A 22,373-nucleotide genomic window follows, 5' to 3' on the forward strand; every position below is an offset into this window, starting at 1 on the left:
GGACGTTGCGGCGGAACGATCCGGTACGTGCATCAAAACTGCTACAAGAAGCCCGGTGGACCCCCCGGGGGGAGTCAGCCCGACCGGGGTCGGGCATCCTCGTCGGCATGAACACGTGGCAGGAGGGCCGCCCGGGGGGCGGCGGGAACCCGTACGGCGGAAACGGCGGGGGCGGCGCGGCCGAGCCGCCGCTGCCGTCCTCGCTGAACCCGCGCGGGCCGGGGGCGGCCGCGCCACGGCAGCCGCGACAGCCCGGGCAGCCGGGGCCCTCCCGGCTCGGCGGCGTCCCCCCGCAGGGGGCCGGCGCGCCCGGCGGCCGTCCCGGCGCACCCGGCGGCGCTCCCGGCGGCGCCGCAGGCCACGGTGCTCACAGCGGACCCGGTGGCCCCGGCGGTCAGGGCCGCCCCGGCGGGCCCGGTGGCCAGGGCCGCCCCGGTGGCCCCGGCGGGCCCGGCGGCACCCGCCCGCCCGGTGCCCAGGCCCGGCGCTGGCCGCGGCGGCGGATAGTGAAGTGGTCGGTCTTCGGCGTGCTGATCGCCGTCATGGTGACCGCCGTCTCCACCTGGTTCTGGGCGGACTCCAAGCTCAACCACGAGAACGTGCTCGCCGACTACCCCGGCCGCCCGGCCGCGGGCAAGGGCACGAACTGGCTGATCGTCGGCTCCGACAGCCGCCAGGGCCTCACCGACGCCGAGCAGGACGACCTGCACACCGGGCACGACACCGAGGGCAAGCGCAGCGACTCGATGATGATCCTGCACGTCGGGGACAACGGGAACACCCTGATGAGCATCCCGCGCGACTCCTGGGTGCCGATCCCCGACCACCCGGGCAGCAACGGCAAGCCGGTCAAGGGCACCACCGCGAAGATCAACTCGGCCTTCGGCAACGGCGGCGGCCGGCTGCTGGTCCAGACCGTCGAACAGAACACCGGCCTGCGGATCGACCACTACGCCGAGATCGGCTTCGGCGGCTTCGTCGGCATCGTCGACTCGATCGGCGGCGTCGAGATGAAGATCGACCAGGACGTCCAGGACAAGGACTCCGGCCTCGACCTCAAGGCCGGCGACCAGACCCTCACCGGCAAGCAGGCGCTGGCCTTCGTCCGCCAGCGCCACCAGATGGCCGACCAGGACCTCGGCCGGATGCGCAACCAGCAGAAGTTCCTCGGCGCGCTGGCCCACCAGGCCGCCTCCCCCGGCAACCTGATGAACCCGTTCACCTTCTACCCGCTGGTCGACTCGGCGCTCGGCACCCTGATCGTCGACGAGGACTGCGGCCTGACCGACCTCGGCTCGCTCTTCCTCGCCATGAAGGACGTCAACGGCGGCAGCGGCAAGTCGCTGACCGTGCCGATCGGCAACCCGGACTACCGGACCAAGACCGGCGAGTCCGCCGTGCTGTGGGACGCCAACAAGTCCAAGCAGCTCTTCGCCGCGTTCAAGAACGACACCGCGGTCCCGGACTTCAAGTAGTCCGCGACTTTGTGCGACCGCGTCGACACAATGGGTGGATGCCACTCGTCACCGCGCTGATCCATCGCCGTCGCCACCGCCTCCTGGGCCGCCTGGTCCAGGAGGCGCTCGCGCTCTACGGGATGGAGGTGCCCGCCGCCTGCGAGATCGGGCCCGGACTGCGCGTCTTCCACCGCGGCTTCGGCACCGTGCTGCACCCGAACACCACCCTCGGCGCCGGCGTAACGCTCTACAACGGCGTGACCATCGGCCGGGCCGACCCGTGGGTGCCGCAGGAGGAGAGCGCGATGCGGCGGGTGGTGGTCGAGGACGGCGCGGTGCTGTGCGCCGGCGCCAAGGTGGTGTGCAAGGAGGGCGTGCTGACCGTCGGCGCGGGCACCGTCGTCGGCGCCAACGCGGTGCTCACCCGCTCGACCGGGCCCGGGGAGGTCTGGGCCGGCGTCCCGGCGCGCAAGGTGGGGATGCGGACGGGCGGCCGGTGGACCTGCCCGGTACCGGCCCGGCCCGCCCCGAGCCCCTCCTGAACGCGCCGGGACGCACCGGACGCACGGGACGCACCGGACCGGACGGGCACGGACCGGACGGCACGGACCGGTACGGGAACCGGCGCCTGCCTAGACGAACGGCAGCAGCCCGGTGCCGCACTCCGGGAAGCGGACCAGCCACTCCCCCTCGCCGCCGGCCGCCTCGGTGGCACCCGAGAAGCCGTAGTGGATCGGCTGCCCGTCGCCGCTCAGCCACCTCGCGTGGGTCAGCTGCACCGAGAGCGAGGCCGGGCGGTACGGGGCCGCGGCGGCGTGGACGACCGGGGCGGGCTGCTCCAGCACCAGCTCGTGCTCGGTCTCGCCCGGCCGGAAGGTCACCACCGTCTCGGTGCCCGGGCGGCGCGGGAAGGCGCCCGTCGGATCCGTCCAGTACGCGGCGACCATCACCGCGAGGGTGCCGTCCAGGCTGCCGGTGTCCGGCCGCACGTACTCCTCGTCCGCGACCCAGCGGGCGTGGTGGCGGACCTCCTCCGCGCCCCACCGCTCGTCCCAGCGCACCCAGTAGCCGGCCACCCGCTTGACGGTCATGCCCTCGCGGACGACCCGGACGGCGAACCGCGCCGGGCCGACCGGCTCGCAGCCGGCCAGGGAGACCACCGTCACCTGTTCGAAGGTCACCTCGCCGTCGTCGGCGCCCTGCTCCACCATCGGTCAACCACCTTGCCGCAGAGTCGAGTTCGGCCGCGGCTTGGGCCGTGTCCGAGAAGTCGAGCGTAGGGCCCCGGCAAAGGAGGACCGCACGATTGCCCGGTTCCGGCCCGGACGGCGGCGCTCCCGGCTACCCTGCCCGCCGCACCGCGGTCCGGCGCGGGAACGGGCCCGGGGCGGGTACGGCGAGCGGGTACGAAACCGCCCCGGAGCGGGAGGCCGGAAGATCCGACGTCCCGCTCCGGGGCGGTGCGCGCCAGTGGCGGCGGCGACTACTTGACCTCGCCGGAGGCGGCGATGGAGATCTTGGCCGAGGTGCGGCCGCTCTGCGAGCCGAGGCCCTCGATCTTCTTGACCAGGTCCATGCCCTCCAGGACCTCGCCGAAGACGACGTGCTTGCCGTCCAGCCAGTCGGTGACGATGGTGGTGATGAAGAACTGCGAGCCGTTGGTGTTGCGGCCGGCGTTGGCCATCGACAGCAGGCCCGGGCGGTCGTGCTTGATCTGGAAGTTCTCGTCCGCGAACTTCTCGCCGTAGATGCTCTTGCCGCCGGTGCCGTTGTGGTTGGTGAAGTCACCACCCTGGAGCATGAAGGCCGGGATCACGCGGTGGAAGCCGGAGCCCGCGTAGCCGAAGCCGTTCTGGCCGGTGGCCAGCTCGCGGAAGTTCTGGGCGGTCTTGGGAACGACGTCGTCGTACAGCTTGAAGACGATCCGGCCGGCCGGCTCGTCGTTGATCGTGATGTCGAAGAAAACGTTGGAAGACATGCAGGGATGATGGCACGATCACCTGTTCGGCGCGCGCTGCCCCCGGTCGGGCGCGGCCGGACGCGGCTGTGTTATCCGGATTCCGCCCCCCGAGACGCGACCGGGAAGCTAACATCGATGTCAGGTTTCAGGCCTCAGTGCGGCACGGGGACGGGGTGGACGGCGTGCGGATCGGCGAACTGGCCCGTCGGACGGGTGTGAGCGAACGCTCGCTGCGCTACTACGAGCAGCAGGGCCTGCTCGCCGCCCGCCGCACCGAGGGCGGCCACCGCGAGTACCCGGAGGCCGCCGTCGACCGGGTGGTGCACATTCAGGAGCTGTTCGCGGCCGGGCTGCACAGCCGGACCATCTACAAGATCCTCCCCTGCATGCGGGACTCCGACGGCAGCCCGAACGAGGTCGCCACCCCCCTGCTGGTCGAGGAGCTCACCGCGGAGCGCGAACGGATCGACCGGACGATCAGCGACCTGCTGCGCTCCCGCGAGGTGCTGGACGAAGTGATCGCGACCGCCTCCGGGCAGCCGCCGTCCTCGTCCGAGGCCGCGTAGAAGACCGCGCTGGAGGCCGCGCAGGAGGCCCGCTGGAGGCCTCAGCCCTTCGGCCTGCGGGCCAGCAGACAGGCCTGTGGGGTCTTCTCGTCCCCCTCCGGCTCACGGACCGTACGGGACGTGACCGTCAGGCCCGCCTCCCGCACCAGCTCCTCGACGTGCTCCGGCCGCAGCCGGCGGAAGTCCAGCGACACCGGGTGGCCGAAGGGGCGCTCCTGGCGCGACGGCCGGTCGCCGACCTGGAAGGCGAGCATCAGGTGGCCGCCGGGGGCGAGCACCCGGGCGCACTCGGCGAACACCTCGGGCAGCCGCTCCGCCGGGGTGTGGATGATCGAGTACCAGGCCACCACGCCGGTCAGCTCCCCGTCCCGGAAGGGGAGGTCGAACATCGAACCGACGCTGAACGGCACCTCCGGGTGGGCCTGCCGGGCGAGCTCGACCATCCGCGGCGAGAGGTCGATCCCGTGCACGTCCACGCCGAGCCGGTGCAGCGGGCCGGTCATCCGGCCCGGGCCGCAGCCGAGTTCGGCCGTCCTGCCGCCCGGCCGCTCGGCGCGGACCAGGTCGGCGAAGAGCCCCAGCATCGCCCGGTCCATCGGCATGCGGTCCAACGCGTCCCGGAAGAGCTCGGTGTACTCGGCGGCGACGGCGTCGTAGAACGCCCTGGTCTCGGTGAGGAAGTCCGGCTCGGTCATGGCCCCGGACCCTACCGGGCGGCCGACCGGACCCGGGGCGTGTCCGGCGGATCCTCGCCGGGTGCGCGACAGCGGGGCACGCGCCTACCATCGGTCCGGCCAACCAGCCCGAGGGGGACGGAAGATGAGCACGATCGGGGTCTACCTGGCGCATCCGCGGCCGGGGAGCTTCAACCACGCGCTGTACGGGGCCGTGGTGGACGAACTGCGGGAGCGCGGCTGCCGGGTGCGCCCCCACGACCTGTACGCGGAGGGCTTCGCGCCGCTGCTGGCCGCCGAGGAGACCGGCACGGTGGCCGCGGCGGAGCGGTCCGGGGATCCGGTCCTCGCCCTGCACCGCGCCGAGGTGGCCGCCCTGGACGCGCTGGTGCTGATCCACCCCAACTGGTGGGGCATGCCGCCCGCGGTGCTCACCGGCTGGGCGCAGCGGGTCCTGGTGCCCGGCGTCGCGTACAAGCTCGGGACGACCGACGGCGAGCCGGCCGGGCTGCTGCGGGCCGGCCGGGCGCTGGTGCTGAACACCTCGGACACCCCGGAGGCCCGCGAGCGCGAGGAGTTCGGCGACCCGCTGGAGCGGATCTGGGCGGCCTGCGTGCTGCCGTACGTCGGGGTCGCCGAGGTACGGCGGACGGTGTTCCGCACGGTCACCGACTCCTCCGACGCCGAGCGCGCCGGCTGGCTGCGACAGGCCCGGGAGCAGGCCGCGGCGCTGCTCAGCTGAGCGGCGGGAGGTCCAGTTCGGCGACGGTCTGGCCGCCGCTCAGCTCGCCGGTCGGGCGGAAGCCGAGACGGGCGTAGAACTCCTCCGGGCCGTCCGGGCCCGGGTGGTGGGTGACGGTGACGCGGGATCCGCCGCGGCGGCGGATCTCGGCGCAGACCTGCTCGACGGCGAAGCGGCCGTAGCCGCCGCGCTGCCGCTCGGCGTCGATCAGCAGCCGCCACAGGCCGGAGCGGGGGCGGTCGCCGGGGCGGTCGGGGTAGAAGGTGAGGTCGAAGAAGGCCATCACGAAGCCGACCGGCCGCCCGTCGTCCAGGATCAGCCGGGGCCAGGCGGCCTCCCCGTACGCGTACGCCTCGGCCAGCGACTTCACCACCGGCGCCACCAGGGCCTCCTGGTCGGGGCGGACCCGCAGCGCGAGGGCGGCGTCGACGTTCTCGGGGGTGATGGGGGCCAGGCTGAGCACGGAGGGCCTGGTGGGCGCGGAGGGCATGGCGGGCAGCCTACGGAGCGCGGCTGCCCGCCGTCGCGCGGTTTTCGTCGCGCGGCCCTCCACCGACCGAGGGGTGGGGCCACCCACCACCCGCCGCCCGGTGGACGGGGCCGTCCGCCGGCCGGTGGGCTACTCGCCGGCCGGGAAGTCGGTGCCGCGGCCGACCGCCGCCCACGTCTCGGTCTCCCGCCGCGCCTCGTCGAGGGTGCCGAGGACGCCGTCCACCGCGTCGCTGCCGAGCGCGAGCCGCAGCGGGGTGTGCTCGGCGGCCAGCGCGGCCAGGATCGCCTCGGCGGCCCTCGCCGGGTCCCCGGCCTGCTTGCCGTCGCTGTCCGGCAGCCCGGTGCGGACCGGGCCGACGAGCGGCTCGTACGCCTCGATCGGGGCGCTGTGGGCGAGCGCGTCGCCGCCCGCGAAGCCGGTCCGGAACGCGCCGGGCTCGACGATCAGCACCTTGACCCCGAAGCCGGCCACCTCCTTGGCCAGCGCCTCGGACAGCCCCTCCAGCGCGAACTTGGTGGCCGAGTAGGCGCCCACCCCGGGGAAGCTGAAGCGGCCGCCCATGCTGCTCATCTGCACCACCGCGCCCGAGCCCCGGGCCCGCAGGTGCGGCAGCACGGCCCGGGTGAGTGCGGCCGGGCCGAAGAAGTGCAGCTCCATCAGGTCCCGCAGCTCGCGGTCGGTGGACTCCTCGACGGCGCCGATCAGCCCGCGCCCGGCGTTGTTGACCAGGACGTCGATCCGGCCGTGCCGCTGGACGGTCTCCGCGACGACGGCCGCGATCCGCTCCTGGTCGGTGACGTCCAGCCGGACCGGGAACAGCCGGTCCGGGTGCGCGGCGGCCGGCTCCGCCAGCGTCTCGGGGCGCCGGGCTGCGGCCACGACGGTGTCGCCGGCCGCCAGCGCGGCCTCGGTGAGCGCCCGGCCGAAGCCGGAGTTGGCGCCGGTGATCAGCCAGACCTTGCCGGTGGGGTGCTGCTCGGGGGTGCTGCCCATGATCGTCGATCTCTCGCAATCGTCGCGTGCTGCCCATGAGTTGACGATCATTTATGACACCGTCACGGGGGCCGCGTCCAGGACGGTTCGATGCCGGACGACATACGGCCCCCGACCGCGGACGGGCGGTCAGGGGCCGTGGGTGTACGTCGAGTGGGGTGTCGGGTGGGGTTACGGGAGGTTGCGGGCCATCACGATCCGCTGGACCTGGTTGGTGCCCTCGTAGATCTGCGTGATCTTCGCGTCCCGCATCATCCGCTCCACCGGATAGTCCCGGGTGTACCCGTACCCGCCCAGCAACTGCACCGCGTCCGTGGTGATCTCCATCGCCGCGTCCGACGCGAAACACTTCGCCGCCGCACCGAAGAACGTCAGATCCGCGTCCCCGCGCTGCGACTTCGCCGCCGCCGCGTACGTCAGCTGCCGCGCCGCCTCCAGCTTCATCGCCATGTCCGCCAGCATGAACTGGACCCCCTGGAACTCGGCGATCGCCTTCCCGAACTGCCGGCGCTCCCTCACATACCCGTTCGCGTAGTCCAGCGCCCCCTGCGCGATCCCCACCGCCTGCGCCGCGATCGTCACCCGCGTGTGGTCCAAGGTCTTCATCGCCGTCGCGAAACCCGTCCCCTCCGCACCGATCATCCGGTCCGCGGGAATCCGCACATTGTCGAAGTACACCTCACGCGTCGGCGAACCCTTGATCCCCAGCTTCTTCTCCGGCGCACCGAACGACACCCCCTCGTCGCCCTTCTCCACCACGAACGCCGAGATCCCCTTCGAGCGCTTCTCCGGATCCGTCACGGCCATCACCGTGTAGAACTCCGACACCCCCGCGTTGGTGATCCAGCGCTTCACCCCGTTCAGCACCCAGAAATCCCCGTCGCGCACCGCCCGGGTCCGCATCCCCGCCGCGTCCGAACCCGCCTCCGGCTCCGACAGGCAGTACGAGAACATCCCCTCGCCCCGCGCCAGCGCCCCCAGGTACTTCGCCTTCAACTCCTGAGACCCCGACAACTGCACCGGCAGCGACCCCAGCTTGTTCACCGCCGGAATCAACGAGGACGACGCACACACCCGCGCCACCTCCTCGATCACGATCACCGTCGCCAGCGCATCCGCCCCCGCACCACCGAACTCCTCCGGCACGTGCACCGCATGCAGATCACTGCCCCGCAACGCCTCCAGCGCCTCCTGCGGGAACCGCCCCTGCTCGTCCACCTCCGCCGCGAACGGAGCGATCTTCGCCTCGGCCAGCGAACGCACCGCCTCACGGAGCATCCCGTGCTCCTCGGAGATCCGGAAGAGATCGAAGTCAGCCGCCCCTGCGCTGCCCGCCATGATGCCTGCCTCGTCGTTCAGTGACCGGTGCCCGATCGAGGTCCGATCGACGCCCGGTGCGAGTCGAATCCGCGGTTAACTACCGTTCAGTAGAGATCCTAGGGCGCCGACCTGCGGCTGCCTAGCGTTCAGGGCGGTCCCTCGGGCGTGCAGGTGATCCCGGTGCGCCCTCGGCGGGCGGATAGCATCAGGGCATCCGTACTGGTCGCGTCCGCATCCAAGGAGAACCCGTGACCCTCCGCATCTCCGTGATCGGCACCGGCTACCTCGGCGCCACGCACGCCGCCGCGATGGCCGAGTTCGGCTTCGAGGTGCTGGGTCTGGACATCGACCCGGACAAGATCGCCATGCTGACCGCGGGCCGCGTCCCGATGTACGAGCCGGGGCTCTCCGAACTGCTGCTCAAGCACGTGGCCGGGCACGAGGGTTCAACCGGACGGCTGCGCTTCACCACCTCCGCCCAGGAGGCCGCCGAGTTCGGCGACGTGCACTTCATCTGCGTCAACACTCCGCAGCGCAAGGGCGAGTTCGCCGCCGACATGTCGTACGTCGACACCGCGATCGACGAGCTCGCACCGCACCTGACCCGTCCCGCCCTGGTGGTCGGCAAGTCCACCGTCCCGGTCGGTTCGGCGGCCCGGCTGGCCGAGCGGCTGGCCGCGCTGGCGCCGGTCGGCGAGGGCGCCGAACTCGCCTGGAACCCGGAGTTCCTGCGCGAGGGGTTCGCCGTGCAGGACACCCTGCGGCCGGACCGGATCGTGGTCGGCGCCCAGAGCGAGCGGGCCGAGCGGGTGCTGCGCGAGGTGTACGCGGAGCCGATCGCGGCCGGGGTACCGTTCATGGTCACCGACTACGCGACCGCCGAACTGGTCAAGGCGGCCGCCAACTCCTTCCTGGCCACCAAGATCTCCTTCATCAACGCGATGGCCGAGGTCTGCGAGGCGGCCGGCGCGGACGTCACCCAGCTCAGCAAGGCGCTCGCCTACGACGAGCGGATCGGCGGCAAGTTCCTCAACTCCGGCCTCGGTTTCGGCGGCGGCTGCCTGCCCAAGGACATCCGGGCGTTCATGGCCCGGGCCGGCGAGCTCGGCGCCGACCAGGCCCTGACCTTCCTGCGCGAGGTCGACTCGATCAACATGCGGCGCCGCTCCCGGATGGTCGAGCTGGCCCGCGAACAGTGCGGCGGCGGCTTCCTGGGCCGCCGGGTCGCCGTCCTCGGCGCCGCCTTCAAGCCCAACTCGGACGACATCCGGGACTCCCCCGCCCTCAACGTGGCCGCCCAGATCCAGCTCCAGGGCGCCCAGGTCACCGTCTACGACCCGAAGGCCGTGGACAACGCCCGCAAGATGTTCCCGTCCCTCACCTACGCCCACTCAGCCCTGGAGGCCGCCGAGGGCGCCCACGTGGTCCTCCACCTCACCGAGTGGTCCGAGTTCCGCGAGCTGGACCCGTCCGCGCTCGGCGCCGTGGTCGCCGAGCGCCGCCTCCTCGACGGCCGCAACGTCCTGGACGCCGAGGCCTGGCGGGCCGCCGGCTGGACCTACCGCGCCCTGGGCCGCCCGAGCTGACGAGTCCGCTCCCGAGCGCCCGTCCCCGACCCCGGGGGCGGGCGCTCGCGCGTTCCCGGACCCACATATTTGAACATGTTCAACTCTCGTGCGAGGATCGGGCCACCCGCTGTCCGCGGTGGTCCGAAGACCGGGGGGTCCTTCATGCGCAAGTCGTTCGTCCGGTTGGCCATCGGCTGCGCGGCGGTCGCCGCGCTCCTGCTCTTCCTCGCGAGCCGCTTCGCGCTCGCCCTCGACGACCTCGCCTCCGGCGAACCCGTCAAGGCCGACTGCTCGGAGGTCGTGGACTTCGCGGGCGGATCCATGCCCGCAAAGGCCACCGGGGCCCACTGCACGGACACCAGCGGCTGGCAGGAGCAGGGGTACACCGGCGAGTTCCGGATGCCCCGGACCGACCTGGCCGCCCGGCTGGTCGCCGCGTTCCCGCGCGTCCGGCTGATCAGCGACGAGACCTGGGGAATGACCCTCCGGAACCGCGACGAGACCGATGGGAACCGGCCCCGGGGGAAGGCCTGGGTCGTCGAACTGGAGGTCACGTACGACAACGACACGACGGCCCTGGTCAAGCTCAACGCCACCAACATCTGAGCCCAGGAATCCGGCGTCCGCGAACGTCGTTGCTACCGGCATGACGAGCTACGGCGACGAAGCGGCGGTCCGCGAGATCCTCACCCGCACCGGCGACACCTGGGCGGTGGTGGGCCTGTCCACCAACACCGCCCGCGCCGCGTACAGGGTGGCCAGGGCGCTCCAGGAGTACGGCAAGCGGATCGTGCCCGTGCACCCGAAGGCCGAGACGGTCCTCGGCGAGCAGGGCTACGCCTCGCTCGCCGAGGTGCCGTTCCCGGTCGACGTGGTGGACGTGTTCGTCCGGTCCGAACTCGCCGGGGAGGTGGCCGACCAGGCGGTGGCCGCCGGGGCGAAGGCGGTCTGGTTCCAGCTGGGCGTCGTCGACGAGGCCGCCTACGGGCGGACCCGGGCGGCCGGGCTCGCCATGGTGATGGACAGGTGCCCGGCCATCGAGATCCCCAGGCTCTAGGCCTGAGGGCCGTCCAGCTGCGCGATGGTGGCGATGGACGGGCGGCGGCTCGCGCGCAGCCCGGCGGCCGCCGATTCGGCGTCGCGCAGGACGCGCACGGCGTTGTGCCAGGTGAGCTTGGCCAGGTCGGCCTCCGACCAGTGGCGGCCGAGGAGTTCGGCGACCAGGTTGGGGTAGCCGGCCACCGAGTCCAGGCCGTCCGGCAGGAAGGCGGTGCCGTCGAAGTCGCCGCCGATGCCGATGTGGTCGATGCCGGCCACCTCGCGCATGTGGTCGAGGTGGTCGGCGACGGTGGCCGGGGTGGCGATCGGGCGCGGGTTGGCGGCCTCGAAGGCGCGCTGGCGCTCCATGGCCGGCGGGGTGGTGTCCAGCGGGTGGAAGCCGTGGGCGCGCATGTTCTCGTCGGCGGCCCTGGTCCAGTCGATGGCGGCGGGCAGGATGAACTTGGGCACGAAGGTCGCCATCGCCACGCCGCCGTTGGCGGGCAGCTGGGCGAGCACGTCGTCCGGGATGTTGCGCGGGTGGTCGCAGACCGCGCGCGAGGAGGAGTGCGAGAAGACGACCGGCGCCTCGGTCACCCGCAGGGCGTCGCGCATGGTGTCGGCGGAGACGTGCGAGAGGTCGACCAGCATGCCGAGCCGGTTCATCTCCCGGACGACCTCCTCGCCGAACCGGGTCAGCCCGCCGGCCACCGGCTTGTCGGTGGCGGAGTCCGCCCACGGCACGTTGTCGTTGTGGGTGAGCGTCAGGTACCGCACGCCCAGCTCGTACAGGGCGCGCAGGGTGGCCAGCGAGCAGTCGATGGAGTGGCCGCCCTCGGCGCCCATCAGGGAGGCGATCCGGCCCTCGGCGCGGGCGGCCTCGATGTCCGCGGCGGTACGGGCCAGGCGCAGCCGGTCCGGGTAGCGCTCGACCAGGGCGTGGACGAAGTCGATCTGCTCCAGGGTGGCGCTCACGGCGTGGTCGCCGGCCAGCGAGGAGGGGACGTAGACGGACCAGAACTGCGCGCCGACCCCGCCCTCCGCGAGGCGGGCGAGGTCGGTGTGCAGGCGGTCGCTCTGGTCGGCGGCGAGGTCGAGCGCGCCGAGGTCGTATCCGGCCTGCTCGCGCATCGCCCAGGGGAGGTCGTTGTGGCCGTCCACCACGGGGGCGGTGCGCAGCAGGGCGCGGGCGCGGTCCAGCGGGGTGGGGGAGTCCGTCCGAGAAGTCATACGGGTTGTTCTACCCCACCCCCACCAGGGGAATTACTTGCCGAAGCCGAAGGAGGAGGAACCGGCCACCTTGGCGCGCAGCTTCTGGCCCTTCTCGGTGGCCTGGTTGTTCAGCTCGGCCTGGAACTCGGTCATCTTCTCGGCGAGTTCGGGGTCGAAGGCGGCGAGCATCCGCACCGCGAGCAGGCCGGCGTTGCGCGCGCCGGCCACCGAGACGGTCGCCACCGGCACGCCGGCCGGCATCTGGACGATCGACAGCAGGCTGTCCATGCCGTCCAGGTAGCGCAGCGGCACCGGCACGCCGATGACCGGCAGCGGGGTGACGGAGGCGAGCATGCCCGGCAGGTGGGCCGCGCCGCCGGCGCCGGCGATGATCGCCTTCAGGCCGCGCAGGTGGGCGTTCTCGCCGTACGCGACCATCTCGCGGGGCATCCGGTGGGCGGAGACGACGTCCACCTCGTAGGGGATCTCGAACTCGTCGAGCGCCTGGGCGGCGGCCTCCATGACCGGCCAGTCGGAGTCCGAGCCCATCACGATGCCGACGAGGGGGGCGGTCGAAGCGGGGCTCATTCGGTGATCGTTCCTCGCAGGTAGGCGGCCGCGTGGCGGGCGCGCTCGCGGACGTCTTCGAGGTCGTCCCCGAAGACGTTGACGTGGCCGACCTTGCGGCCGGGCTTCACGTCCTTCCCGTACATGTGGATCCGCAGCCCGGGGTCGCGGGCCATGCAGTGCAGGAAGGGGCGGTACATGTCCGGGTAGTCGCCGCCGAGGACGTTGACCATGACGGTCCACTTGGCGCGCGGGCGGGGGTCGCCGAGCGGGAGGTCGAGGACGGCCCGCAGGTGGTTCTCGAACTGCGAGGTGACGGCGCCGTCCTGGGTCCAGTGCCCGGAGTTGTGCGGGCGCATGGCCAGCTCGTTGACGAGGATGCGGCCGTCCCGGGTCTGGAACAGCTCGACGGCGAGGTGGCCGACGATGCCGAGGTCGCCGGCGATCCGCAGGGCGAGCTGCTGGGCCTCGTCGGACAGGGCCGGGTCGAGGTCCGGCGCGGGGGCGGTGACCTCGGCGCAGACGCCGTTCTCCTGGACGCTCTCCACCACCGGGTAGGCGACGGCCTGGCCACTGGGCGAGCGGACCACGTTGGCGGCCAGCTCGCGGACGAAGTCGACCTTCTCCTCGGCCAGCACCGCGACGCCGGCCAGGAACGGGGCCTGCGCCTGCTCCTCGTCGTCGACGACCCAGACGCCCTTGCCGTCGTAGCCGCCGCGGACGGTCTTGAGGACGACCGGGTAACCGGAGCCCTCCTCGGCGAAGGCGGTGACGTCGGCCGGGTCGGCGACGATCCGGTGCCGGGGGCAGGGCACGTCGATGGAGTCCAGCTTGGCCCGCATCACGCCCTTGTCCTGGGCGTTGACCAGCGCCTCCGGGCCGGGGCGGACGGCGATGCCGTCGGCCTCCAGGGCCCGCAGGTGCTCGGTGGGGACGTGCTCGTGGTCGAAGGTGATCACGTCGCAGCCGGCGGCGAAGGCGCGCAGGGTGTCGAGGTCGCGGTAGTCGCCGAGGACGACGTCGGACACCACCTGTGCGGCGGAGTCCTGGGGCGTGTCGGCGAGGAGTTTGAACCTGACCCCGAGCGGGATGCCCGCCTGGTGTGCCATGCGGGCCAGCTGCCCGCCACCGATCATGCCCACCACTGGAAAATTCACATTGCCCGGGGAAGTCACGCGGCCCAGGATATCCGGGCCGGTCGGGGGCGGTGGAGCCGCCGGTGGGGCCGTCGGGGCGGACGCGCGTAGATGTCAACCTGTCGCCCTGGGGGCTGAGCCGTTCGATGGAAGCGGGTAGCCTGGACGGCCAGGTCCTGGTCTGCGCGGTCCGATCATGTGCGTGCACGCAGGGCTCAAGGGGTGGCCGCGCCGTCGCGGCAGGCCCTTTCGTCCCGCAGGCACATGGAGGCAGTCCGGTATGGCGACGACCGCAGCTTCGAACCCCCCGCTCGCACAGAAGATGCGTGGGATCACGGGCGAAGTCGTGAAGTTCGGCATCGTCGGCCTGAGCGGCGTGGTGGTCAACTTCGCCGTCTTCTGGGTCTGCATCAACGGCATGGGCCTGGCGTCGGTCCGGTCGAACATCGTCGCGACGGTGATCGCGATCGCGACCAACTACCTGGGCTACCGCTACTGGCTCTACCGGGACCGCGACGCCGCCTCCCGCCGGCGCGAGATCACGCTCTTCCTGGTCTACAGCGGCATCGGCATGCTGATCGAGACCGGCATCCTCGGCTTCTCGGTGTACGTGCTCGACCTGCGCTCGCACTACGAGCAGATCGGTGCCAAGGTGATCGGCCTCGCCGTGGCCACCGTGTTCCGCTTCGTCTCGTACCGCACCTGGGTGTTCAAGGCCGTGCCGGAGCCCGTCGGACTGCCCGCCCAGCAGGCGGTGGACGCCACCAGCGGCCAGGAGCTGGCCGCACAGGCCGAGCTGATGCTGGCCACCGAGCGGATCCGCCTCGCCAAGGCCGAGTAGGCCCCGCACCCCCTGCGCCCCTCGCACCCCCTTCGCTCCCCACAGCCCCGGCAGCCCGAACGCGGCCGCCGGGGCTTGCCGTGTCCGTCGGGGCTTGCCGTGTCCGCCGCAGCCGGAGGACAGTGGTTACCGAGGGCGAGCACGGCCGGCGGACGATCGTGGCCGAGGGGGTCCAGGAGGCTCGCCATGACGTTCGTCCAGATCATCGACTGCAGGACCGACAGGCTCGACGACCTCAACCGGCTGCTGAACACCTGGGTCGAGGCGACCCGGGGCAGGCGGACCGCTTCCCACGCGGTGATCGGCACCGACCGTTCCGACACCGCGCACGTGGTGCAGATCGTGGAGTTCCCCTCCTACGCGGCGGCGATGGAGAACTCCGCCCTGCCCGAGACCGACCGGATCTTCCGCGAGATGGTGGCGCTCTGCGACGCGCCGCCCACCTTCACCGACCTCGACGTGGTCCGCGACGCGCAGCTCGACTAGCCAGGGCCCGGGCCCGTTCAGTCCTGGTGGCTGCGTCCGAGGAAGAGCGCGAACACCGCCGGCTTCAGCGAGAGCAGTTCGAGCCGCCCGCCGTCCGCCTCCGCGAGGTCGCGGGCGACGGCCAGACCGATGCCGGTGGAGTTGCGCCCGCTGACCGCGCGTTCGAACACCCGGTTGCCGAGGTCCGCCGGCACGCCCGCGCCCTGGTCCTGGACCTCGACCACCGCCGAGGTGCCGGACGGCCGGACCCGCAGGGTGATCGTCCCGGCGCCGTGCATCAGCGAGTTCTCGATCAGGGTGGCCAGCACCTGGGCGACCGTCCCCGGGGTACCGACCGCGGTGACCCCGTGCAGCCCCTCCAGGGAGAGCACCCGGCCCTGCTCCCGCAGCGTCGGGCCCCACTCCTCCACCTGCTGCTTGATCACCTCGTCGAGGTCGAAGGCGACGGCGGTGGGGCTGCGCGGGTCGCGCTGGGTGGTGAGCAGCCGCTGGACCACGTCGGTGAGCCGCTCGACCTGCTGGAGGGCGATGGTCGCCTCCTCCTTGACCGTCTCCGGCTCCTCGGCGAGGGCGGTGATCTCCTCCAGCCGCATGGAGAGCGCGGTGAGCGGGGTGCGCAGCTGGTGCGAGGCGTCGGCGGCGAGCCGGCGCTCGGCGGTGAGCATCCGGGCGATCCGCTCGGCGCTGGTGTCCAGCACCTCGGCGACCCGGTCGAGCTCGGGCACCCCGTAGCGGCGGTCGCGCGGGCGCGGGTCGCCGGAGCCGAGCCGCTCGGCGGTCTCGGCGAGGTCGGTGAGCGGCCGGGCGAGCCGCTTGGCCTGCCAGACGGCGAGGGCCACCGCGGCCTGGACAGCGAGCAGGGCGACCACGCCGAGCAGCAGCAGGTTGTTGGCGATCTCGTGGTCGACGTCCTCGCGGGACTGCTCGACGGTGACGGTCTCGCCGCTGTTGCCGCGCTCGACGGCCTTCAGCAGGTGGTTCCCGGCGGGGCGCTCGCCCGCGGAGACCACCGGCTGGCCGGGCACCTGCACCTCGACGTAGCTGCCCTCGGTGATCTGGCTCTCGAAGGCCCGCCCGGTGACCGGCTCCCCCGCGGCGAGCCGGCTCTCGACCAGGGCGAGCACCCGGACGGCGGCCGCGTCCACCCGGTCCTGGGCCGAGTTGACGATGGTCCGCTTCTCGACCAGGGCGAGCGGCACGCAGAACACCACGACGACCACCAGGACGACGCCCAGCAGCGAGTTGATCATCCTGCGTTTCACGCTGCCGCTCCCCGGGGTGTTCCACTGCCGCGGGCCGAGGGCCCGTTCTCCGTCAGGGACTAATTCTTCTCGAACCGGAACCCGACTCCGCGCACGGTGGCGATGTAGCGGGGGTTGGCCGCGTCGTCGCCGAGCTTCTTGCGGAGCCAGGAGATGTGCATGTCCAGGGTCTTGGTGGAGGTCCACCAGGTGGTGTCCCAGACCTGCCGCATGATCTCCTCGCGGGTGACCACCCGGCCGGCGTCCCGGACCAGGACCCGCAGCAGCTCGAACTCCTTGGCGGAGAGGGTGAGTTCCTCGTCGCCGAGCCAGGCGCGGTGGGATTCGATGTCGATCTTCACACCGTGCGCGCCGGTGGTGAGCTGGTCGACGTTGCCGCGCCGGAGCAGGGCCCGGACGCGGGCGAGCAGTTCGGCCAGGCGGAAGGGCTTGGTGACGTAGTCGTCGGCACCGGCGTCCAGGCCGACCACGGTGTCCACCTCGTCCGCGCGGGCGGTGAGCACCAGGACGGGGCAGCTCTTGCCGTCGGCACGCAGGCGGCGGCAGACCTCCAGGCCGTCCATCTCGGGCAGGCCGAGGTCCAGGACGACGAGGTCGACCTCCTCGGTGAGGCCCGCGGCCAGTGCGGTCGGACCGTCCTCGCGGACGAGCACCTCATAGCCCTCGCGTCGCAGGGCCCGGGCGAGCGGTTCGGAGATCGCCGGATCGTCCTCGGCGAGCAGCACACAGGTCATGTGGTGATGGTAGTCCGCCGGGGTAACGCCGGACGCCCTGTGAGGTAGTTCACAGAGCGTGATCGTTATACAAGGCCCCGATTGCACCCAACGGGCCGTAGCTGACCGGCCGTTCGGTGAAGAATCTCCGTTTGGATCTTGAAACCGAAGGAAGACGCGCCCATCTACCATCGATAGATCGGGAAGATCTGGCGCCGACTTTGCCATTCCCATACCTGATTCAAGGCTTTTGTCATCTGATAAAGCCAAATGTCGCCACGTAGAGTGGTTTCGTCCACGTCCGCCGCCACCCCCCTAGGCGGACGCTGTCAGGCAAGGAACCACTACTCATGGCGTCGAAGACCCTGGACGCCGACATGACGTCGGCCTCTCCCGGCGGCAAGACCTTCCTCGGGCATCCCCGAGGTCTTGCCACCCTGTTCATGACCGAGATGTGGGAGCGCTTCTCCTACTACGGCATGCGCGCCCTGCTCATCTACTACCTGGTCTCCGGTGGCGCCGACGCCGCCGTGGGCAGCCAGGGCGGCGGCCTCGCCATGACGGCGACGACGGCGACGGCGATCTACTCCGTCTACGTCTCGATGGTCTACCTCATGGCCTACCCCGGCGGCTGGTTCGGTGACCGGGTCTGGGGCGCCCGCAAGACCGTCGCCATCGCCGGGTTCGTGATCATGTTCGGCCACATCGCGCTGGCCGTCCCGGGCCAGGCGGCGTTCTTCCTCGGCCTGCTCCTGGTCGCGCTCGGCTCCGGGCTGCTGAAGGCCAACATCTCCACGATGGTCGGCCAGCTCTACAACGGCCCCGAGGACCCGCGCCGCGACGGTGGCTTCACCGTCTTCTACATGAGCATCAACCTCGGTGCCTTCGTCGCCCCGTTCATCATCGGGACGATCGGCAAGGAGTACAGCTGGCACCTGGGCTTCGGCATCGCCGCGGTCGGCATGGCCTTCGGCCTGGTGCAGTTCCTGCTGGGCAGCCGCCACCTGAGCCCCAAGAGCAGCAAGGTCCCCAACCCGCTCAAGCCCGCGGAGCGCAACAGCCTGCTGGTCAAGGGCGGCATCACCGTCGCCGCCGTCGCCGTCTTCTACGCCGTGATCGTCGGGCTGGGCGTCTACACCCTGAACTGGGCCCTCGTCCCGCTCACCCTGGCCGGTCTGCTCATCCCGATCGCCGTGCTGGTCCGGATCAAGCGCGACAAGGACCTCAGCGCCGGCGAGCAGTCCAAGATGTCCGCCTACATCTGGTTCTTCGCCGCGGCCGCCATCTTCTGGATGATCTACGACCAGGGCGGGTCGACCCTCTCCCTGTTCGCCGACAAGAAGACCGCCGACAGCCTGTTCGGCTTCGGCTTCTCGGCCACCTGGTACCAGTCGCTCAACCCGCTGTTCGTGATGGCGCTCGCGCCGGTGTTCGCCTGGCTGTGGCTGTGGCTCTCCCGCCGCAACAAGGAGCCGAACACCATCGTGAAGTTCTCGATGGGCCTGGTCCTGGTCGGCGCCTCGTTCTTCATCTTCATCATCCCGATGAACATGGCGGACGGCGGCACCATGGTCTCCCCGCTGTGGCTCGTCTCGATCTACCTGATCCAGACCATCGGTGAGCTCTGCCTCTCCCCGGTCGGCCTCTCGGTCACCACCAAGATGGCGCCGCAGAAGTACGCCTCCCAGATGATGGGCGTCTGGTTCCTCGCCGTCACCGCCGGTGACTGCACCACCAGCCTGCTCTCGCTGGCCGGCGTCAACCTCGACGGCAACGGGATCATCGCGATGCAGGCGTCGCTCGCCGTCCTCGCCGGGCTCGCCGTCTTCGGCTACCGCAAGCGCGTCCAGGCCCTCATGGGCGACGTGCGCTGACGGACCGGCCTACGGCTCACGACTCCGGGGCCGCCGTGGATTCCTGAGATTCGCGGCGGCCCCGGCCGTCTTTCCCGGCCCTGCCCGTCCTCCGCCCCGGCCGCCCGGCCACCCCGGCTGCCCGCCCGCCGAGGCCGCCGAGGCCGCCGCCGGGCGTTATGCGCTCGACACGGGCCCGGCGGCCGTGCCTATGGTGCCCCGCATGACGACCCTCTCCTTACCCCGTCAGCTGGCCCGCACCCGGCAGTTCACCCTGGGCGTCCCCGTCCGGCCTGAGCCCGCGCCGGACGGCGCCACCGTGCTCTTCCTGCGCGGCCGGTCCGGCACCGACCCGCTCGCCTGCCTCTGGGCCCTGGACACCGCCACCGGCGAGGAACGGCTGATCGCGGACCCGGCCGTGCTGGGCGCCGCCGAGGGCATCGCCGGGTACAGCACCGACGCCGCCGGCGCGCTCGCCGCCTTCGCACTGGACGGCGCCCTGTGGCTGGCCGACACCGCCCGCGGCACCGTCCGCGCCGTCCCCGTCCCCGGCCCGCCGCAGGACCCCCGGCTCGACCCGGCCGGCCGCCGGATCGCCTACGTCACCGGCGGCGCCCTGCGGGTGGTCGGCGTCGACGGCACGGACGACCGTCCGCTCGCCGAACCCGAGGCCGAGGACGTCTCCTACGGGCTCGCCGAGTACGTCGCCTCCGAGGAGATGTTCCGCGACCGCGGCCACTGGTGGTCCCCCGACGGCACCGCGCTGCTGGTCGCCCGGGTCGACAACCGCCCGCTCGCCCGCCTCTTCGTGGCCGACCCCGCCGACCCGCACCGCCCGCCGCGCACCGTCCGCTACCCGCTGGCCGGCACCGCCAACGCCGAGGTCTCACTGCGGCTGCTCGGCCTCGACGGCACGGACACCGGGGTCCGCTGGGACCGCGCCGCCTTCGAGTACCTCACCGCCGCCGGCTGGGACGGCCACGGCCCGTACGCCGCCGTGCAGAGCCGTGACCAGCGCACCGTCCGCACCCTGGCGATCGAGCCGGACGGCGCCACCCGGGTACTCGCCGAGCGGCAGGACGCGCACTGGATCGAGCTGCTCCCCGGCCTGCCGACCCGCACCGGGGGCGGCGCCCTGGTGGACACCGCCGACCTGGGCGACACCCGGCACCTGACCGTCGACGGCAAGCCGGTCACCCCGCCCGGGCTCCAGCTGCGCGCGGTGCTCGGGACGGACGGCGAGCAGGTCCTGTTCACCGCCTCCGACGAACCCACCGAGACCCACCTCTGGACGTACGGACCGGACACCGGCCCACGGCGGCTCAGCAGCGGCCCCGGCCTGCACACCGGGGTGCGGCGCGGCGGCACGCTGGTCCTCACCACCCACACCCCCGGGCACCCCGGTGGCCGCTCCACCGTCCTGCGCGAGGGCTCGACACCCCACCCGCTCACCTCGCACGCCGAGCCGCCCGTCGTCACCGCCCGGCCCGAACCGCTCCGGCTCGGCCCGCGCGAGCTGCGCGCCACGCTCTTCCTGCCCGCCGGTCACCGCCCCGGGGACGGCCCGCTGCCCGTCCTGCTCGACCCGTACGGCGGACCCGCCATGCAGAAGGCCACCACCGGCGGCCTGTGGTGGGACCAGGTCTCCCAGTGGTTCGCCGACCAGGGCTTCGCGGTCCTCGTGGTGGACGGCCGCGGCACCCCCGGGCGCGGGCCGCGCTGGGAAAAGGCGATCCACGGCGACAAGGCGGGGCCCGCCCTCGACGACCAGGTCGAGGGCCTGCGGGCGGCCGACCGGCTGCGGCCCGGGCTGCTCGACCTCGACCGGGTCGCCATCCGCGGCTGGTCCTACGGCGGCTACCTCGCCGCGCTCGCCGTACTGCGCCGCCCGGACGTCTTCCACGCCGCCTCCGCCGGAGCCGCGCCCACCGACTGGCGGTTCTACGACACCCACTGGCAGGAGCGCTTCCTCGGCCACCCCGACGAGCACCCCGAGCACTACGACAGCGGCTCGCTGATCGCCCTGGCGCCGGAGCTCCGCCGCCCGCTGCTGCTGATCCAGGGCCTCGCCGACGACAACGTGTACCCGGCCCACACCCTGCGGCTGTCCGCCGCCCTGCTCGCCGCCGGCCGCCCGCACGAGGTCCTCCCGCTGCGCGCCACCGGCCACCGGCCCACCGACGAGGCGGTGGTCGAGCACCTGCTGACCCACGAACTGCACTTCCTGCGGCGCTCGTTGGGCCTGGCATGAGCGAAGGCCCGCCCCCCGGTCGCAGGACCGGGGGGCGGGCCTTCCACGGACGTGTCCTCAGAGCTCGCGCACGCCCGCCCGCCAGACCGCCGCCGTCAGCGGCACGCCCGGGCGGTAGGCCAAGTGGACGTGCGAGGGCGCGTCCAGCAGCAGCAGGTCCGCGCGGGCCCCGGGGGCGACCACCCCGACGTCCGTGCGCCGCAGCGCCCGGGCGCCGCCCGCGGTGGCCGCCCAGACCGCCTCGTCCGGGGTCATCCCCATCTCCCGCACCGCGACCGCGATGCAGAACGCCATCGAACTGGTGAAGCTGGAGCCCGGGTTGCAGTCCGTGGACAGCGCCACCACCGCGCCCGCGTCCAGCAGCCGGCGCCCGCTCGGGTACTCGGCGCGGGTGGAGAACTCCGCGCCCGGCAGCAGGGTGGCGACCGTCGCCGAGCCGGCCAGCGCCGCCACGTCCTCGTCCGTCAGATGGGTGCAGTGGTCCGCCGAGGCGGCTCCCAGCTCCACCGCGAGCTGCACGCCCGGCCCGTAGGTGAGCTGGTTGGCGTGCACGCGCGGCGTGAGGCCCTTCTCGATCCCCGCCGTCAGAACAGCCCGCGCCTGGTCCCCGTCGAACGCGCCCTTCTCGCAGAACACGTCCACCCAACGGGCGTGCGGGGCGCAGGCGTCCAGCATCTCGCCGGTGACCAGGTCGACGTAGCCGGCCGGGTCCTCGGCGTACTCGGGGGCGACCACGTGAGCGCCCAGATAGGTGGTCTCCGGGGTGTACCCGGCGGCGATCCGCAGCGCCCGCGCCTCGTCCTCGACCGTCAGCCCGTAGCCGGACTTGCACTCGATGGTGGTGGTGCCCTGCCGCAGCGCCTCCCGGACGAACCGCACCAGATTGGCTTCCAGTTCGGCATCCGAAGCGGCCCGCGTAGCCGCCACCGTCGTGCGGATGCCGCCCGCCGAGTACGCCTGCCCGGACATCCGGGCGTTGAACTCGGCGGTGCGGTCACCCGCGAACACCAGGTGGGCGTGCGAGTCGACGAAGCCGGGCAGCAGGGCCCGGCCCCCGGCGTCGAAGCGCTCGTCCGCCGCCGGGGCCTGCGCGGCCGGGCCGACCCAGGCGACGGTGCCGCCGTCGACCACCACGGCCGCGTCGGTGAGCAGGCCGAGCGGCCCGGCGCCCTGCCCGGGGTCGTTGGTGACCAGGCTGCCGATGCCCGTGATCAGGGTGGTCGTGGTGCTCAAGACAACGC

At 72.5% G+C, this 22,373-nt stretch carries 22 protein-coding genes and 1 pseudogene; 11 read left to right on the plus strand and 12 right to left on the minus strand.

Annotation, left to right across the window (positions count from 1 at the left end):
• Positions 1-107 precede the first annotated feature (107 nt).
• Together ACFVUY_RS34930 and ACFVUY_RS34935 are read left to right on the plus strand one after the other, a co-directional pair.
• A complete protein-coding gene (locus ACFVUY_RS34930; RefSeq protein ID WP_387736314.1) occupies positions 108-1,475 on the plus strand; it encodes an LCP family protein in 1,368 nt (455 codons plus the stop codon).
• 38 nt (positions 1,476-1,513) lie between these two features.
• Positions 1,514-1,999 (plus strand): hypothetical protein, encoded by a 486-nt coding sequence (locus ACFVUY_RS34935; protein WP_387736315.1) that lies wholly within the window; start codon positions 1,514-1,516, stop codon positions 1,997-1,999.
• 90 nt (positions 2,000-2,089) lie between these two features.
• Here the strand turns inward: ACFVUY_RS34935 and ACFVUY_RS34940 are convergent, their stop codons facing one another.
• Both ACFVUY_RS34940 and ACFVUY_RS34945 read right to left on the minus strand, forming a co-directional pair.
• The gene (locus ACFVUY_RS34940) at positions 2,090-2,668 is read right to left on the minus strand and encodes a hypothetical protein (protein WP_387695759.1); all 579 of its coding nucleotides are present in this window, start codon (positions 2,666-2,668) and stop codon (positions 2,090-2,092) included.
• 272 nt (positions 2,669-2,940) lie between these two features.
• The gene (locus ACFVUY_RS34945; protein ID WP_387695760.1) at positions 2,941-3,435 is read right to left on the minus strand and encodes a peptidylprolyl isomerase; all 495 of its coding nucleotides are present in this window, start codon (positions 3,433-3,435) and stop codon (positions 2,941-2,943) included.
• 164 nt (positions 3,436-3,599) lie between these two features.
• Here ACFVUY_RS34945 and ACFVUY_RS34950 point away from each other — a divergent pair, with 164 nt between their 5' ends.
• Complete coding sequence (locus tag ACFVUY_RS34950) at positions 3,600-3,983, plus strand: MerR family transcriptional regulator (protein ID WP_359910136.1); 384 nt, start codon at positions 3,600-3,602, stop codon at positions 3,981-3,983.
• Positions 3,984-4,024: 41 nt separating this feature from the next.
• Here ACFVUY_RS34950 and ACFVUY_RS34955 read toward each other — a convergent pair whose 3' ends face one another.
• Positions 4,025-4,678, minus strand: a complete 654-nt coding sequence (locus ACFVUY_RS34955; protein WP_387736316.1) for a class I SAM-dependent DNA methyltransferase — start codon at positions 4,676-4,678, stop codon at positions 4,025-4,027.
• A 124-nt stretch (positions 4,679-4,802) separates the two neighbouring features.
• On the opposite strand from ACFVUY_RS34955, the gene ACFVUY_RS34960 reads away from it, so the two are divergent.
• Positions 4,803-5,399 (plus strand): NAD(P)H-dependent oxidoreductase, encoded by a 597-nt coding sequence (locus ACFVUY_RS34960; protein WP_387736317.1) that lies wholly within the window; start codon positions 4,803-4,805, stop codon positions 5,397-5,399.
• On the opposite strand, the gene ACFVUY_RS34965 is transcribed toward ACFVUY_RS34960, so the two are convergent.
• The 3 genes from ACFVUY_RS34965 to ACFVUY_RS34975 form a co-directional block, all read right to left on the minus strand.
• Complete coding sequence (locus ACFVUY_RS34965) at positions 5,392-5,889, minus strand: GNAT family N-acetyltransferase (RefSeq protein WP_387695763.1); 498 nt, start codon at positions 5,887-5,889, stop codon at positions 5,392-5,394. The genes ACFVUY_RS34960 and ACFVUY_RS34965 overlap by 8 nt on opposite strands.
• A gap of 129 nt (positions 5,890-6,018) precedes the next feature.
• Entirely contained in the window at positions 6,019-6,885 is an 867-nt protein-coding gene (locus ACFVUY_RS34970; protein ID WP_387736318.1) for an oxidoreductase, read from the minus strand.
• 171 nt (positions 6,886-7,056) lie between these two features.
• The gene (locus ACFVUY_RS34975; protein ID WP_387736319.1) at positions 7,057-8,223 is read right to left on the minus strand and encodes an acyl-CoA dehydrogenase family protein; all 1,167 of its coding nucleotides are present in this window, start codon (positions 8,221-8,223) and stop codon (positions 7,057-7,059) included.
• A 230-nt stretch (positions 8,224-8,453) separates the two neighbouring features.
• On the opposite strand from ACFVUY_RS34975, the gene ACFVUY_RS34980 reads away from it, so the two are divergent.
• The 3 genes from ACFVUY_RS34980 (at position 8,454) to ACFVUY_RS34990 (ending at position 10,830) form a co-directional block, all read left to right on the plus strand.
• A complete protein-coding gene (locus tag ACFVUY_RS34980; protein WP_359906155.1) occupies positions 8,454-9,791 on the plus strand; it encodes a UDP-glucose/GDP-mannose dehydrogenase family protein in 1,338 nt (445 codons plus the stop codon).
• 144 nt (positions 9,792-9,935) lie between these two features.
• Positions 9,936-10,379 carry a hypothetical protein gene (locus ACFVUY_RS34985; RefSeq protein ID WP_387736320.1) on the plus strand — a complete coding sequence of 148 codons (444 nt, stop codon included), beginning with the start codon at positions 9,936-9,938 and terminating at the stop codon, positions 10,377-10,379.
• 40 nt (positions 10,380-10,419) lie between these two features.
• The gene (locus tag ACFVUY_RS34990) at positions 10,420-10,830 is read left to right on the plus strand and encodes a CoA-binding protein (protein WP_387736321.1); all 411 of its coding nucleotides are present in this window, start codon (positions 10,420-10,422) and stop codon (positions 10,828-10,830) included.
• Here the strand turns inward: ACFVUY_RS34990 and ACFVUY_RS34995 are convergent.
• From ACFVUY_RS34995 to ACFVUY_RS35005, 3 genes are read right to left on the minus strand one after another with little or no spacing between them, the layout of a single operon-like run.
• Positions 10,827-12,041, minus strand: coding sequence for a dipeptidase (locus tag ACFVUY_RS34995; RefSeq protein WP_380350551.1), 1,215 nt, complete (start codon positions 12,039-12,041; stop codon positions 10,827-10,829). The genes ACFVUY_RS34990 and ACFVUY_RS34995 overlap by 4 nt on opposite strands.
• Positions 12,042-12,074: 33 nt before the next feature.
• On the minus strand, positions 12,075-12,611 hold the full coding sequence (purE, locus tag ACFVUY_RS35000; protein ID WP_387693296.1) for a 5-(carboxyamino)imidazole ribonucleotide mutase: 537 nt from the start codon (positions 12,609-12,611) through the stop codon (positions 12,075-12,077).
• Positions 12,608-13,747 carry a 5-(carboxyamino)imidazole ribonucleotide synthase gene (locus tag ACFVUY_RS35005; RefSeq protein ID WP_387693319.1) on the minus strand — a complete coding sequence of 380 codons (1,140 nt, stop codon included), beginning with the start codon at positions 13,745-13,747 and terminating at the stop codon, positions 12,608-12,610. The genes purE and ACFVUY_RS35005 overlap by 4 nt, the downstream gene beginning before the upstream one ends.
• A gap of 301 nt (positions 13,748-14,048) precedes the next feature.
• On the opposite strand from ACFVUY_RS35005, the gene ACFVUY_RS35010 reads away from it, so the two are divergent.
• Together ACFVUY_RS35010 and ACFVUY_RS35015 are read left to right on the plus strand one after the other, a co-directional pair.
• Complete coding sequence (locus tag ACFVUY_RS35010; protein ID WP_387693294.1) at positions 14,049-14,567, plus strand: GtrA family protein; 519 nt, start codon at positions 14,049-14,051, stop codon at positions 14,565-14,567.
• Positions 14,568-14,753: 186 nt separating this feature from the next.
• A pseudogene (locus tag ACFVUY_RS35015) lies at positions 14,754-15,050 on the plus strand (ester cyclase); the annotation flags it as partial.
• A 20-nt stretch (positions 15,051-15,070) separates the two neighbouring features.
• Here ACFVUY_RS35015 and ACFVUY_RS35020 read toward each other — a convergent pair.
• The gene (locus tag ACFVUY_RS35020; RefSeq protein WP_387693292.1) at positions 15,071-16,315 is read right to left on the minus strand and encodes an ATP-binding protein; all 1,245 of its coding nucleotides are present in this window, start codon (positions 16,313-16,315) and stop codon (positions 15,071-15,073) included.
• 59 nt (positions 16,316-16,374) lie between these two features.
• Positions 16,375-17,049: a response regulator transcription factor gene (locus ACFVUY_RS35025; RefSeq protein WP_030058577.1), complete on the minus strand. Its 675-nt coding sequence runs from the start codon at positions 17,047-17,049 to the stop codon at positions 16,375-16,377.
• 329 nt (positions 17,050-17,378) lie between these two features.
• Here ACFVUY_RS35025 and ACFVUY_RS35030 point away from each other — a divergent pair, with 329 nt between their 5' ends.
• Together ACFVUY_RS35030 and ACFVUY_RS35035 are read left to right on the plus strand one after the other, a co-directional pair.
• Positions 17,379-18,902, plus strand: coding sequence for a peptide MFS transporter (locus tag ACFVUY_RS35030; protein WP_387693289.1), 1,524 nt, complete (start codon positions 17,379-17,381; stop codon positions 18,900-18,902).
• Positions 18,903-19,104: 202 nt separating this feature from the next.
• Positions 19,105-21,132 (plus strand): prolyl oligopeptidase family serine peptidase, encoded by a 2,028-nt coding sequence (locus tag ACFVUY_RS35035; RefSeq protein WP_387736322.1) that lies wholly within the window; start codon positions 19,105-19,107, stop codon positions 21,130-21,132.
• A 57-nt stretch (positions 21,133-21,189) separates the two neighbouring features.
• Here the strand turns inward: ACFVUY_RS35035 and hutI are convergent, their stop codons facing one another.
• Positions 21,190-22,365, minus strand: a complete 1,176-nt coding sequence (gene hutI / locus ACFVUY_RS35040; RefSeq protein ID WP_387736323.1) for an imidazolonepropionase — start codon at positions 22,363-22,365, stop codon at positions 21,190-21,192.
• Positions 22,366-22,373: the final 8 nt, after the last annotated feature.

Origin of the sequence: Kitasatospora sp. NPDC058063, from assembly GCF_042885395.1 — a bacterium.
GTDB classification, from domain to species: Bacteria; Actinomycetota; Actinomycetes; order Streptomycetales; family Streptomycetaceae; genus Kitasatospora; species Kitasatospora lactacystinica.

Excerpts from the sequence above, each read along its gene's own strand:
- ACFVUY_RS34930 (WP_387736314.1), top strand. The coding sequence starts at position 108 with ATGAACACGTGGCAGGAGGGCCGCCCGGGGGGCGGCGGGAACCCGTAC.
- ACFVUY_RS34935 (WP_387736315.1), top strand. The coding sequence starts at position 1,514 with ATGCCACTCGTCACCGCGCTGATCCATCGCCGTCGCCACCGCCTCCTG.
- ACFVUY_RS34940 (WP_387695759.1), bottom strand. The coding sequence starts at position 2,668 with ATGGTGGAGCAGGGCGCCGACGACGGCGAGGTGACCTTCGAACAGGTG.
- ACFVUY_RS34945 (WP_387695760.1), bottom strand. The coding sequence starts at position 3,435 with ATGTCTTCCAACGTTTTCTTCGACATCACGATCAACGACGAGCCGGCC.
- ACFVUY_RS34955 (WP_387736316.1), bottom strand. The coding sequence starts at position 4,678 with ATGACCGAGCCGGACTTCCTCACCGAGACCAGGGCGTTCTACGACGCC.
- ACFVUY_RS34960 (WP_387736317.1), top strand. The coding sequence starts at position 4,803 with ATGAGCACGATCGGGGTCTACCTGGCGCATCCGCGGCCGGGGAGCTTC.
- ACFVUY_RS34965 (WP_387695763.1), bottom strand. The coding sequence starts at position 5,889 with ATGCCCTCCGCGCCCACCAGGCCCTCCGTGCTCAGCCTGGCCCCCATC.
- ACFVUY_RS34970 (WP_387736318.1), bottom strand. The coding sequence starts at position 6,885 with ATGGGCAGCACCCCCGAGCAGCACCCCACCGGCAAGGTCTGGCTGATC.
- ACFVUY_RS34975 (WP_387736319.1), bottom strand. The coding sequence starts at position 8,223 with ATGGCGGGCAGCGCAGGGGCGGCTGACTTCGATCTCTTCCGGATCTCC.
- ACFVUY_RS34985 (WP_387736320.1), top strand. The coding sequence starts at position 9,936 with ATGCGCAAGTCGTTCGTCCGGTTGGCCATCGGCTGCGCGGCGGTCGCC.
- ACFVUY_RS34990 (WP_387736321.1), top strand. The coding sequence starts at position 10,420 with ATGACGAGCTACGGCGACGAAGCGGCGGTCCGCGAGATCCTCACCCGC.
- ACFVUY_RS34995 (WP_380350551.1), bottom strand. The coding sequence starts at position 12,041 with ATGACTTCTCGGACGGACTCCCCCACCCCGCTGGACCGCGCCCGCGCC.
- purE (WP_387693296.1), bottom strand. The coding sequence starts at position 12,611 with ATGAGCCCCGCTTCGACCGCCCCCCTCGTCGGCATCGTGATGGGCTCG.
- ACFVUY_RS35010 (WP_387693294.1), top strand. The coding sequence starts at position 14,049 with ATGCGTGGGATCACGGGCGAAGTCGTGAAGTTCGGCATCGTCGGCCTG.
- ACFVUY_RS35025 (WP_030058577.1), bottom strand. The coding sequence starts at position 17,049 with ATGACCTGTGTGCTGCTCGCCGAGGACGATCCGGCGATCTCCGAACCG.
- ACFVUY_RS35030 (WP_387693289.1), top strand. The coding sequence starts at position 17,379 with ATGGCGTCGAAGACCCTGGACGCCGACATGACGTCGGCCTCTCCCGGC.
- ACFVUY_RS35035 (WP_387736322.1), top strand. The coding sequence starts at position 19,105 with ATGACGACCCTCTCCTTACCCCGTCAGCTGGCCCGCACCCGGCAGTTC.